General features: G+C 46.8%; 11 protein-coding genes. 6 read left to right on the top strand and 5 right to left on the bottom strand.

Translation table 11 applies throughout. From position 1 onward, the window contains the following. The first annotated feature begins 92 nt into the window (after positions 1–92). Positions 93–863, top strand: coding sequence for an acyl-ACP--UDP-N-acetylglucosamine O-acyltransferase (gene lpxA, locus FO447_RS07860; RefSeq protein WP_022120462.1), 771 nt, complete (start codon positions 93–95; stop codon positions 861–863). Positions 864–962: 99 nt separating this feature from the next. Then, positions 963–1,865: a tRNA (adenosine(37)-N6)-dimethylallyltransferase MiaA gene (gene miaA, locus FO447_RS07865; protein WP_200758361.1), complete on the top strand. Its 903-nt coding sequence runs from the start codon at positions 963–965 to the stop codon at positions 1,863–1,865. 231 nt (positions 1,866–2,096) lie between these two features. Here miaA and FO447_RS07870 read toward each other — a convergent pair whose 3' ends face one another. Continuing rightward, positions 2,097–2,813 carry an HAD family hydrolase gene (locus tag FO447_RS07870; RefSeq protein ID WP_200758363.1) on the bottom strand — a complete coding sequence of 239 codons (717 nt, stop codon included), beginning with the start codon at positions 2,811–2,813 and terminating at the stop codon, positions 2,097–2,099. A 240-nt stretch (positions 2,814–3,053) separates the two neighbouring features. Here FO447_RS07870 and FO447_RS07875 point away from each other — a divergent pair, with 240 nt between their 5' ends. From FO447_RS07875 to queF, 3 genes are all read left to right on the top strand, one after another. Next, positions 3,054–5,300, top strand: coding sequence for an inorganic phosphate transporter (locus tag FO447_RS07875; protein ID WP_200758365.1), 2,247 nt, complete (start codon positions 3,054–3,056; stop codon positions 5,298–5,300). 339 nt (positions 5,301–5,639) lie between these two features. Continuing rightward, positions 5,640–6,332 carry a queuosine precursor transporter gene (locus tag FO447_RS07880; RefSeq protein ID WP_200758367.1) on the top strand — a complete coding sequence of 231 codons (693 nt, stop codon included), beginning with the start codon at positions 5,640–5,642 and terminating at the stop codon, positions 6,330–6,332. A gap of 40 nt (positions 6,333–6,372) precedes the next feature. Continuing rightward, positions 6,373–6,828, top strand: coding sequence for a preQ(1) synthase (queF, locus tag FO447_RS07885; protein ID WP_006847219.1), 456 nt, complete (start codon positions 6,373–6,375; stop codon positions 6,826–6,828). A gap of 69 nt (positions 6,829–6,897) precedes the next feature. Here the strand turns inward: queF and menB are convergent, their stop codons facing one another. The 4 genes from menB to FO447_RS07905 form a co-directional block, all read right to left on the bottom strand. Then, complete coding sequence (gene menB, locus FO447_RS07890; RefSeq protein WP_022121706.1) at positions 6,898–7,719, bottom strand: 1,4-dihydroxy-2-naphthoyl-CoA synthase; 822 nt, start codon at positions 7,717–7,719, stop codon at positions 6,898–6,900. A 96-nt stretch (positions 7,720–7,815) separates the two neighbouring features. Beyond that, positions 7,816–9,594 (bottom strand): 2-succinyl-5-enolpyruvyl-6-hydroxy-3-cyclohexene-1-carboxylic-acid synthase, encoded by a 1,779-nt coding sequence (menD, locus tag FO447_RS07895; protein ID WP_234699092.1) that lies wholly within the window; start codon positions 9,592–9,594, stop codon positions 7,816–7,818. A gap of 137 nt (positions 9,595–9,731) precedes the next feature. Continuing rightward, complete coding sequence (locus FO447_RS07900; RefSeq protein WP_200758371.1) at positions 9,732–10,910, bottom strand: chorismate-binding protein; 1,179 nt, start codon at positions 10,908–10,910, stop codon at positions 9,732–9,734. Beyond that, positions 10,907–11,353, bottom strand: coding sequence for a PaaI family thioesterase (locus FO447_RS07905; protein WP_118255541.1), 447 nt, complete (start codon positions 11,351–11,353; stop codon positions 10,907–10,909). The genes FO447_RS07900 and FO447_RS07905 overlap by 4 nt, the downstream gene beginning before the upstream one ends. A gap of 272 nt (positions 11,354–11,625) precedes the next feature. Between FO447_RS07905 and lysS the strand changes: the two genes are divergently transcribed. Beyond that, positions 11,626–13,356 (top strand): lysine--tRNA ligase, encoded by a 1,731-nt coding sequence (gene lysS, locus FO447_RS07910; protein ID WP_200758373.1) that lies wholly within the window; start codon positions 11,626–11,628, stop codon positions 13,354–13,356. The last annotated feature ends 11 nt before the right edge of the window (positions 13,357–13,367 follow it).

Genomic DNA, 13,367 nt, shown 5'->3' on the forward strand with positions numbered 1-13,367 from the left:
GTTAATAGTTTATAGCGGCTGCGCCGTTTAGCAAGATTGCTTAGGTGGTTCAGGCTATAAACTATAAATTATAAACTTTAAACTAAATAGAAATGAATCAGATTAGTCCATTAGCGTTCGTTCACCCAGAGGCAAAACTCGGTGATAACAACATCATCGGCCCTTTCTGCTATATTGATAAGGATACCGTTTTGGGCGACAACAATGTATTACAGAACAGCGTCACCATCCATGTAGGTGCCCGCATCGGAAACAACAATGAGTTCTTCCCAGGTGCCAGCATCTCTACCAAGCCTCAGGATTTGAAGTTCAAGGGCGAGCAGACAACATGCGAGGTTGGCGATAACAACAGTATCCGTGAGAACGTTACTATCTCTCGTGGTACAGCCTCTAAGGGCAAGACCGTAGTAGGCAGCAACAACCTCCTGATGGAAACCGTTCACGTGGCTCACGACTGCGTGCTTGGCAGCGGCTTGATTATCGGCAACTCTACCAAGTTTGCCGGTGAGGTGGTAGTAGATGACAACGCCATCGTCAGCGCCAACGTTCTCGTTCACCAGTTCTGCCATATCGCAGGTTACGTGATGATCCAGGGCGGTTGCCGTTTCTCTCAGGATATTCCTCCTTATATCATTGCCGGCAAGGAACCAACCCGCTATTGCAGCATCAACCTCATCGGTTTGCGTCGCCGTGGTTTCAGCAACGAGACCATCCAGAACATCCACGAGGCTTATCGCCTGCTCTACAGCAAGGGTATATTGAAGGAAGGTATCGAGGAAATCAAGAAGAATCTTGAGGTTACCAAGGAGATTCAGTATATTATCGACTTCGTAGAGAGTTCTCAGCGAGGCATTATCCGATAAAAGTAAAAGGGTAAAAAAGTAAAAAGGTAAAAAGAGCATCCTTGCATAGGTTTATGAAACGAGCAAGGATGCTTTTTTCTTGAATATAAGGAATAATATATGAAAACATTGATTGTGGTCTTAGGTCCTACCGGTGTAGGTAAAACGGAGCTTTGCCTTTCACTGGCAGAGCATCTCGCTATACCTATCATCAATGCCGACTCCCGCCAGATCTTCGCCGAACTCCCTATCGGAACCGCAGCCCCTACTGCCGAACAGCAGCAGCGGGTAAAGCATTATTTCGTAGGAAACCACCACATCGAAGATTATTACAGTGCTGCCCAATACGAGGCTGATGTGATGAATCTCCTGCAGGAAGATATCTTCAAGAATCACGATGTGGCTCTGCTTACAGGTGGCAGCATGATGTATATCGATGCTGTATGCAAGGGAATCGACGACATCCCTACTGTTCGTGACGACATACGCACTTGGATGAAACAGCGTCTGGAAGAGGAAGGGCTGGAGGCACTGGTAGAAGAACTTCACAAGATGGACCCGGAGCATTGGGCGATAGTAGACAGGAAGAATCCTCGCCGCGTGGTTCATGCCCTGGAAATCTGCCATCAGACCGGCAAGACTTATACTTCTTTCCGCACAGCCGAAAAGAAGCAGCGCCCTTTCCGCATCATCAAGATAGGTCTGAACCGCGACAGAACTGAACTCTACGACCGCATCAACCAGCGTGTACTGATGATGATGGACGAAGGTCTGGAGGCAGAAGCCCGCAGCGTATACCCACAGAAGGGTCTCACCGCCTTGAGAACCGTGGGCTACAAAGAAATGTTCTCCTACTTTGACGGCGAAATAGACCGCGATGAAGCTATCAGACAAATCCAGTCGCACAGCCGTGAATACATGCGCAAGCAGCTTACCTGGTTTAAGCGGGATACCACTATCCAATGGTTCCATCCAGAACAGCAAGAAGAAATCCTTGCGTATATTGATAAAGAAATAGGATAACTCTTAGTCCCTTTTTACTAAGAGTTATCCTAAAGTAAGGCTTGCCCCCTTATTTTAAGGGGTCAAGTGGGTAAACTTATTGTTTTTCAAACACTTAACATACATGATACGGTAAAGCACCGTAACAAGGTAGTAAACTAGCTGATTTTCAAACATTTAACGCACATAAAACCGTAAAACACGGTAGATGGATATCAGCAGATAAAGAGAAAAGATCGATATTCTCCCCCTTTATATCCAATCAAGAATTTCCTTGAAATATGAGATGCGGCGGAGTTTCGGGTGTTCATACTCTTCAGTCTTCTCATGCGCCCAAATAGATTGGGCAGGAATATGGATGGCAGAACAGCCGATGCTCAGCGCAGGAGCAATATCACTTTTGAAACTGTTACCCACCATCACGAGTTCTGAAGGCTGGACATCCAACTCCCTACAGAGGCGGCGGTAAGCTTCAGGCTTTTTATCGCTCACAATACTTACCACATCAAAATAACGCTGCAAACCCGAGCGCCATAATTTATTCTCCTGATCCTGCAACTCTCCCTTCGTAAAGACGGCAAGTTTCAATTTCCTGCCCTCTTTCTTCTTTTCATGCAGCAGAGCCAGCGTCTCCTCTACCCCCTCCAGCGGTTTGGCATCAAGATGCAGCAGACTCTTTCCCAGCCCTATAATCTGAGCAATCACATAGGCAGAAACCTTGCCCTTACTTACCTTCACGGCATTCTCTACCAGCGAAATGGTGAAAGCCTTGCAGCCATACCCCAAGTCAGCCATATTACCACTTTCCGTCTCCAGAAGAGCGGCAGAGATTTCTTTCTCTTTTCCGTATTCAGAAAGAAGTTCGCAATATTCATGCTCCACCTCTTCGAAATATTCCTGTAATGCCCAGAGCGTATCATCGGCATCGAAGGCTATCGCCTTGATATCTTTAAATCTATCCATTTTCATGTTTGTTATGTTTTACACCTTATTATATATAGGCGTTCTGACTGCAAAGATAACTACTTTCTTTCAGAAAAACAGAAGAAAAATCGTTTTTAACAAGAATGTAACATCTGTTTAAATAGCCTGTAACATTTCCTACGTACTTTTGCTGCCGAAAAGAAGGAGAAAATGGATAACTCCCGCAAATAAGGGAAAGAAATGTCCCCCACAAAGTAAACAATAACAATAAACATTAAGATAATAATGGGTACAATTTATTTATGTATTGTGATCTTCCTGCTCTGTTTAGCAGTGTTCGATCTCTTCGTAGGAGTCAGCAACGATGCTGTCAACTTCCTGCAATCTGCCATCGGAGCTAAGGTGGCTAAGTTTCGCACGGTGCTGATTATCGCATCCTGCGGTGTGGTTCTGGGAGCCATTATGTCTTCAGGAATGATGGATATCGCCAGACATGGTATCATGAGTCCTGACCACTTTACATTCGAAGAGGTAATGACGCTCTTCCTGGCGGTCATGGTGACTGATGTCATCATCCTGGATGTGTTCAACACCTTAGGTATGCCAACCTCAACTACTGTCTCTCTGGTATTCGAGTTACTGGGTGGTGCTTTCATTCTCGCTACATTGAAGATGTATGGCGACGACAGCCTCAACTATGGCGTATTGCTGAACAGTAACAAGGCATTGGAGGTAATCATGGGTATCTTCTCATCTGTCATCATCGCCTTCGTGTTTGGTGCCTTTGTGATGTGGCTTTCCCGTATCATTTTCACCTTCAACTACCGCAAGCACAGCCGCTACAGTATCGCTATCTTCGGCGGTATCGCCTTTACAGCCCTCTCTTACTTCATCTTCATGAAGGGTTTGGGCAAGAGTCCTTACCTGCCTGCTGAGGTGCGCGATTACATCGACCAGAATCTCGGTTTCCTCATCTGCATCACCTTCGTGGTATCTGCTGTTGTAATGGAATTCCTGCACCTCTGCCGTGTCAACATCTTCAAGTTTACGGTGCTGATGGGTACTTTCGCCCTGGCTATGGCTTTCGCAGGTAACGACCTGGTAAACTTCATCGGTGTGCCTCTGGCAGGTCTCTCTTCTTATCAGGACTATATGGCAAATGCCAACGGTGCAGCGCCAGACCAGTTTATGATGACTTCATTGATGGAGAGTGCCAAGACCACTCCAGGCTTTCTGCTTGCTGCCGGTGCCGTGATGATTATCGCCATGGCGACATCCAAGAAGGCACAGAACGTAATCAAGACTTCTGTTGACTTGAGCCGTCAGGACGAGGGTGATGAGATGTTCGGAAGTTCTTCTGCAGCCCGCGTGATTGTACGCAACTGCCAGGCTACAGATTCATGGTTGAAGCAGTTTATGCCAAAGGCACTGATGAACTGGATCAACAGCCGTTTCGACAAGAATGATGTTGAACTCGAGGAGAGTGCTGCTTTCGACGTGGTTCGTGCAGCCGTTAACCTGGTACTTGCTTCCATGCTGATCACCATCGGTACCAACCTCAAGTTGCCTCTCTCTACCACCTACGTTACCTTCATGGTAGCTATGGGTTCTTCACTTGCTGATAGAGCATGGAGCCGCGAGAGTGCCGTATTCCGTGTAACAGGTGTATTGAGTGTAATCGGTGGTTGGTTCATCACAGCCGGTGTAGCTTTCGCAGCCTGTGCCATTGTCTGTATCATCATGCACTTTGGTGGTGTGGGCATCCAGGCTTGCTTCATGGGTTTGGTTATCTACCTGCTCATCCGCAGCAACATCCAGTATAACAAGAAGGCTAAGGAAGAGGGCAAGAGTAGTACCTTCCAGCTGATGATGCGTTCTCGCGACCCGGAGATTGTATGGGATTTGCTTCGCCGTCAGGTTTCACGCACCCAGTCTTACGTCTGCCACTTCGCCCTGAACGAGTTCAACCAGATTATGGATGGTCTTGCCAACGAGAATACCCGCGACCTTCGTCATGCCAACAAGGATCTGAAGAAGGAACAGGATATGCTGAAGAAGTTCCGCCGTCAGGAGATGCTCGGTTTGAAGAAATCGCCTATCGAGATTGCCATCGAGCGCAACACCTGGTTCCATCTGGGTGCCAACAGCAACCAGCAGTTTATCTACTCTCTGCGCCGTATGCTCGACCCAATCAAGGAACATGTTGACAACAACTTCAATCCGCTTCCTGCTGAATACATCAAGGAGTTTACTCCTGTACGCCAGAAGATCAACGACCTGATGCGCATGAGCTGCGAACTGATAGAGACCGGCAGATATGACAGCTATCGCGAGATTCTTGCCGAGGCAGATGCCTGCAAAGACGAGCTCTCTGTTCTCCGCAAGAAGCATATCGACCGCATCCAGCACATGACTGACAATACGCTGATGCAGATTTCTCTGGTTTATCTCAACGTACTGCAGGAGAGTCAGGAATTCCTGAGTGTGATGAGACATCAGTTAAGAGCTGCAAAGAAGTTTATGGAAAAGTAAATCTTCTCTGACATCTTGTCATGAAACAACTTTTTGGTATATCTGTTGCTTGATGACAGATGACAGCGGATAACAAGAGTGTTATTTCGCTATCACAATATAATCTGAAAAGGTTAGTTTCTCATAGGTTAAGATTGTTAGGTTTAGTTTTTAGAAAAAAGTTTTAGGTTTTTAGTTAGATAAGGGCTCCAAGTGCTAGTGATTAGTATTTGGAGCCATTTTTTTTGCCCAAATATTTGGCTATTAAGAAGAAATGTTGTAATTTTGCAGCCGATTTCTGAAAAGAATCATCATATTCAATAACCCGAGTGCTTGGTAAACCTCGTAAAAAACAAGAAAATGGACAAGAAAAAAACTCAAGTGAGCGTGCTGTTTATGCTTTTCAGCATCCTCTTCTGCGTTTGCCTGATTGCAGCAAACGTACTCGAAACAAAGCAAATCGCCTTCGGGCCAGTTTCCCTTACCGGTGGACTTATCGTATTCCCTGTAAGCTACATCATCAACGATGTGGTATGTGAAGTATGGGGCTATCAGAAAGCGCGTCTGTTGATCTGGACCGGCTTTGCGATGAACTTCTTCTTCGTGGCGCTGGGTGCTATCTGCGATGCCATTCCTGCAGCGCCTTATTGGACCAACGATGCCGGTTTTCATGCCATCTTCGGTCTGGCACCCCGCATTGCAGCAGCCTCTTTCGTAGCCTTCATCATCGGTTCGTTTGCCAATGCCTATGTGATGAGCGTGATGAAAATCCGCGATGGCGGCAAGCATTTCTCTGCCCGTGCCATCCTCAGTACCATTGCCGGTGAGAGTTGCGACAGTCTTATCTTCTTCCCACTTGCCTTAGGCGGTGTGGTGCCTACATCAGAATTGCCTTGGCTCATGCTCTGGCAGGTGATACTGAAGACTGCCTACGAGATTGTGGTACTGCCTCTGACCATCCGTGTAGTGAAATACGTGAAGAAGCATGAAGGTGAAGATGCATACGACAATAACATCTCCTACAATGTATTCAAGATCTTCAGCCTCGGCTAAAAGACATCAGTAAATATCAAACATTAAAACATTACCAAGCGTGGATAGAAAAGAAGACGGTCTTCAGGCATTAGGTGCCAAGACTACATATAGAATGGATTATGCGCCAGAGGTGCTCGAAACTTTCGTGAACAAGCATCCTGGCAATGATTACTGGGTACGTTTCAACTGCCCTGAGTTTACATCGCTCTGCCCTATTACGGGTCAGCCAGATTTCGCAGAGATTCGCATCAGCTATATTCCTGACGTAAAGATGGTAGAGAGCAAGAGTCTGAAACTTTATCTCTTCAGTTTCCGCAATCATGGCGATTTCCATGAAGACTGCGTAAACATCATCATGAAGGATCTCATCAAGCTGATGGACCCTAAATATATAGAGGTAACAGGCATCTTTACTCCTCGTGGCGGCATCAGCATCTGGCCGTATGCCAACTATGGCAAGCCAGGCACCAAATACGAGAAACTGGCAGAGCAGAGATTCGCTACTCACGAATAAAAAACAAGAAACCTCGGAAGATTGCTTTTATGCATCTTCCGAGGTTTTTATTGTTTATAGATGATGAATTTATGGGAACTGAGGATAATCCTCGAAGCGAGGCTTGCGCTTCTCAAGGAACGCCTTGCCACCCTCCTGAGCCTCATCCATCGTATAATAGAGCATCGTGGCATCGCCAGCCAACTCCTGAATACCAGCCTGACCATCCAGTTCGGCATTCAAGCCAGCCTTGATCATACGGAGTGCCAGAGGCGAACGTTCCATCATGATTTCAGCCCACTCTACACAGGTATCTTCCAACTTTTCGAGAGGCACCACCTTGTTCACCATTCCCATCTCTTCAGCCTCCTTGGCAGAATACTGCTTGCAAAGGAACCAAATTTCGCGAGCCTTCTTCTGACCCACCATTCTTGCCAGATAAGAAGAACCGAAACCGGCATCGAAGCTTCCCACCTTAGGACCAGTCTGTCCAAAGATGGCATTCTCTGAAGCGATGGTCAGGTCGCACATCACATGAAGCACATGACCGCCACCGATGGCATAACCATTCACCATAGCGATAACCGGCTTTGGCAGACGGCGAATCTGCATCTGCACATCGAGCACATTCAGGCGAGGCACACCGTCATTACCTACATAACCGCCGCGGCCCTTCACATGCATGTCACCTCCTGCACAGAATGCCTTATCACCGGCACCCGTCAGAATGACCACACGGATATCCAGACAGTCGCGGCAATAGTTGAACGCCTGTGCCATCTCCCAAGTGGTCAACGGTGTGAAGGCATTACGGTAGCGCTCACGATTGATGGTAATCTTAGCGATATGATTATACTCCTCGAAGATGATTTCCTTGAAATCAAAACCTTCTATCTTTTTCCATTCTCTCATTTTATTACTTTGAACTTTGAATTTTGAACTTTATGATTACTATTTATCTTATTCTTTTGAAAGAACTATCAGTTATAGTTCCTTACAGGTCCTCTATCAGCACTTCTGAACGGCTTCCAGCATCTCATTATCTACATCCATATCGGTGAAAACCTCCAGAAGCATCGGGCGCTCGCTCTCGGCATGAATCAATTGGCAGATGCCCTGTTCCATCTCTTCCATCGTATGAGCTGCGAGATATTTTACCTCATTCTGACTACAGATTCCTTCAGCCGTTGCATGATGCTTTGCCATTATTATTTCTTCACGAGCCTGACTCTCCTTTAATCCCTGGAACTTGCCAAAGATGGCACCGCCACCATTATTGAGCACGATGATACGGAGCTTGCCGTTCAGATTTCTATTCCAGAGCGCATTCTGGTCATAGAAGAAACTCAGATCGCCGAGAACGCAGTATACATGCTTATCAGACTTGTTCTTGCACATCGAGAAACCTACAGCCGTAGAAAGAGAACCTTCTATGCCGTTCACCCCACGATTGCAGTAAACATGGCGGTCGGCATACTGATTCATCAACCGGATGGCAGAACTGTTGCCCGAGATGACGCTGCTCATCATACCTGGAAGGAATGTATCGAATTCGCGGTCATAGATACCATCGTCCTGAGCATCTTTACCGCCTAAGGTGAACGCTTTGAAATCCTGAGGCTCAACTTTCTGAAGCTGGCTGAAGAATTCCTTTACGGTAGCCAGACTGCTGAACTCAGGCTTGAAGTTCTCTTTGCGTTCATAGCTTTTAGCCAACGCATCCATCCACAATTTGCGATAATCCTCCCAGTGGTTGTGCCAGCCAAAATTACCCAACCATGACATGGCATCACTGTTTGGCAAATCCATCACTTTAGTAAGATGCATGAACGTATCTTCGATATCAGCCTCTTGCGAGATTCTTATCTGCTCAACTCCTTTAAGCGAACGCAGATAAGATTTCAACTTCTTGCTCACAATATGTCCACCTATATAAACCACCAGGTCAGGACGGAATCTTTCATCGTCCTTTATTTCATCCAGCAAATTCTCGAAAGCGCCATACAAGGTGGTTTTATTCCAATCTTCTCCCAGTTCTTCCTGAACCTTATATAGATAAGGTGGCATTGCCAGAGATTCCCATAATATAGGCATCCGGTCAATATAAGCCAACAAGTCTACATATTTTTCGGTATTGTCCAACTGTCCTATTACCAACAAAGGACGTTTGGCTTTTAACACACATTCAAAAGGGGTTCCATCAAATGTGTCAATATTTGCCCTGCAGTAAGCAACCTCTATCTTGCGCTCAACGGGCAAAGCTTCTTTCGTAAACGAATAGAAAGGCTCAGAGATAGGTACATTGATGTGTACAGGACCCTTTACCCGCCCCATGCTTTTCAACAGCGCTTCGTTGACCAGCCGGTTGCAATACCAATGCATCTCTTCCTGCTGCTCACCTTCGAACACTTCTGGCAGAGATACTGCTTTTCTTACCATCTGCCCCAAAGCATCAGGCTGAGGAAGCGTCTGACCATCCAGCTGGTTAATCCACTGTGCCGGTCTGTCGGCAGAAATCACGATGAGCGGGATTTGCTGATAATAAGCCTCAGCTACTGCCGGATAAAGATTGAGCAATGCAGAACCCGAAGTCACACACACTACAACAGGCTGATAACCTTCAGCCATAGAAAGTCCAAGAGCTTGGAAGCCGGCGCTACGTTCGTCGGTTACAGGATAGCAAGTAATGTCTTCACACTCGTTGAGATTATGAACTATAGCTGCATTTCTGCTGCCCGGACACACTACAGCATGGCGAACACCATGCGCTACCAGTAAACTTGTCAAAATATTGACGTTTTCTTTATTGCTATACATTTCACCTTATTTTTTAGGTTGTTTTTATGTTTTCAGATTCTTGAAGAGCTTTTGTCTTTTAGCATTATAAAATCAGAATGAATCCCTATCATTTCTCTGCAAGACCTTTACAGGACCGACAGGATGGTCTGCATCTTAGCTTCAGTTTCCTTCCACTCCTTCTCCATCTCGCTTTCCTTCAGCAATCCGCCTCCGGCATAGAGTTCGCAGGAGCCGTCATCCAGAATGTTCATGCAGCGCAGGGAAACATAGAGATGCGTCTTTCCTTTCGGCGAAATCGGTCCCACAAAACCACTATAATATTTGCGCGACTGATGTTCATACTGCAGGATAAACCGGCGAGCTTCATCCTTCGGTATTCCGCAGACGGCAGGCGTAGGATATAAGGCATCGAGCACATCGCCCAGACGCCCCGTATCATGCAGACGGAAAGCAATGTCTGTACGGAGATGATAGAGATTGGCAGCCATCGTGGTATAAGGTCCCTTCTTCTGATATTCATCCGAAAAGACCTTGATGCAATCCTCGATATAATCGGTTACATACTGCTGTTCCTCTCTGTTCTTCTCCGACCATTCTATCCCTTCTACAGGATAATCGGCTACGGTCTTGGAAGGTTCAGCCTTTTGGGTGCCTGCCAGCGACATGGTTGCCATCTGATTCTGTTCACCTTTGAGCAGAATTTCAGGTGTAGCCATCAGCCATAAACCCGATTGGGGTGTATAAACCAAGGCTACAAAAAGACGGGGATACATCCGGCAGGTCTTCAGAAACAGAGCCTTTAAAGAGTCTGAATCCTGCACAACTGAAGCATTGGCTGTATTCTGCACAGCTGAAGTCTTGCCGGCATCTTGCACAACTGAAGTCTGTACAGATTCAAAAGGCTGCCGATTGCTCTGAATACGCAGTTTTCTTGCCAGAACTATCTTGCTGAATTTACCTTCAGAGAGCTGCCGGTGAAAGCATTCAAACTCCCTTGCATAGGCTTCAAAATTACGTCCCGACGTAGATTTTGCTGCGTCCCGATGTAAATCCTGCTGCATCCCGACGTAGGAAGTGCCGCATCGCGATGCATTTTCAGCCCCCTCGGCAGAGAGTAGTTTGCTTTCATCCGGATGCATCAGCACCACGGGACATTCGCTGGATGGCGCGAAAGGAGCTATCACGAAACCTTCCTTGCCATTCAGTTCTGCCACAGAAGAGAGTACCTCAGGTTCTCCCTCATGCTGAGCCACATAGGTAGCATGGTGCAGATAAGGAAGACGATAATACGCAAAAGCTATCATACCTTTGTTTCTGCCCCCTTTTTCTGATTGTCTTTCTTTGGAGTGAACACATAGTTGGTTACCTGTACAGTACAGATTACCTCACCAGCCGTATTCTTGATATCCACCTGCCAGGTATGCAAGGTTCTGCCCTTGTGCACAATCTTGGCAAAGGCAGTAACCGTATCGCCCTCGCTGACCGCCTGAACATGAGTACCGCTCACGTTGATACCCACGGCAATCTGTCCCGGGCAGAGCGCCAGGGAACCGATACCCGCCACATTCTCGGCAAGAGCCAGGGAAGCACCTCCACTCAAGAAGCCGAAAGGTTGGCGATTACGCTCATCTACCTTCATCGTTGCCTGAAGCGTATCAGGCTCAGGGGTAGAAATGAAATGCATTCCGAGGGTCTTGGATAATCCATCAGTCTTGCTGATTCTTTTTACTAATTCATCTATGTTCATCTTATGATCTCCTATTTTTCGTATTTTGTTATTGATTCAGAGCTATTCGTTTTCTCTTCGCTCCAAAGTATGTTTCTGATAAACTCAACGCAAAGGTAAGACTTTCTTTAGAGAAAACAAAATTTATCGCACTTTTTATTTGATGAAGGGCAAACTTTACATACCTTTTCCTTTCTTTAATAATAAAAAACATAAAAAACGGCATATAGTTCAGATTTATTTTGTATTTTTGCACCAAAAATAAGAAAATAAAAGATATATCTGAATAGAATATGAACATTTTAGAGCTAAGCGAACAGGAAATCGTTCGCAGACAGAGTCTTCAGACATTGCGCGAGATGGGTATCGACCCATACCCAGCAGCAGAGTTTCCAACCAATGCATTCAGCACTGATATCAAGGCTGAATTCAAGGACGAGAACGAGCCACGCCAGGTAGTTATCGCCGGACGTATGATGGGTCGCCGCGTAATGGGTAAAGCTAGCTTCGCTGAGTTGCAGGACTCAAAGGGAAGAATCCAGGTTTATATCGCCCGCGACGAGATTTGTCCAGACGAGAACAAGGACCTTTATAATACTGTTTTCAAGAAACTCCTCGATATCGGTGACTTCATCGGTGTAAAGGGTTTCGTATTCCGCACACAGACTGGCGAGATTTCCGTTCACGCCAAGGAACTGTGCCTGCTCTCTAAGAGCTTGAAGCCACTCCCTATCGTGAAGTATAAGGATGGCGTGGCTTACGACAAGTTCGATGATCCAGAGTTGCGTTACCGCCAGCGCTACGTTGACCTCATCGTTAATGATGGCGTAAAGGATACTTTCCTACAGCGTGCTACCGTACTCCGCACTCTCCGCAGCGTACTCGACAACGCAGGTTATACTGAGGTAGAGACTCCTACCCTGCAGAGCATTGCCGGTGGTGCTTCTGCCCGCCCATTCATCACCCACTTCAATGCGCTCGATCAGGATATGTACATGCGTATCGCTACCGAGCTCTACCTGAAGCGCCTCATCGTAGGTGGTTTCGAGGGTGTTTATGAAATCGGCAAGAACTTCCGCAACGAGGGTATGGACCGCAACCACAACCCTGAGTTTACCTGTATGGAGCTTTATGTTCAGTACAAGGACTACAACTGGATGATGGCTTTCACAGAGAAGTTGCTCGAAACAATCTGTATCGCCGTAAACGGCAAGCCAGAGCGCGAGATTGATGGCAACATCATCAGCTTCAAGGCTCCATATCGCCGTCTGCCTATCCTCGATGCCATCAAGGAAAAGACCGGTTTCGACTGCAACGGCAAGACCGAGGAAGAGATCCGCGCATTCTGCAAGGAGAAGGGCATGGACGTAGATGAGACCATGGGTAAGGGTAAGTTGATTGATGAGCTCTTCGGCGAGTTCTGCGAGGGCACTTTCCTCCAGCCAACCTTCATCACCGACTATCCTGTAGAGATGTCTCCATTGACCAAGATGCACCGTTCTAAGCCAGGCTTGACCGAGCGTTTCGAGTTGATGGTAAACGGTAAGGAGCTTGCCAATGCATACTCTGAGCTCAACGACCCAATTGACCAGGAAGAGCGTTTCATCGACCAGATGAAGCTTGCTGACAAGGGTGATGACGAGGCGATGATCATCGATCAGGACTTCCTCCGTGCCCTCCAGTACGGTATGCCTCCAACATCAGGTATCGGTATCGGTATCGACCGCTTGGTCATGTTGATGACAGGCAAGACCTTCATTCAGGAGGTACTGTTCTTCCCACAGATGAAGCCAGAGAAGAAGATGCCACAGAGTACCATCAAGGAATGGGAAGAGATTGGCGTGCCAGAGGATTGGGCATACGTGCTCCGCAAGGCAGGCTTCAACCTCATCTCTGATATCCGTGAAGAAAAAGCACAAGGCTTGCAGCAGAAGATTGGAGAAATCAACAAGAAGTACAAGCTCGGCTACGAGAAGCCTTCTGTTGACGACATCCAGGGCTGGATTAATGCAGCAAATGCTTAATTGATAATGCA

It is taken from the genome of Segatella copri (assembly GCF_015074785.1).
Classification (GTDB): Bacteria; Bacteroidota; Bacteroidia; order Bacteroidales; family Bacteroidaceae; genus Prevotella.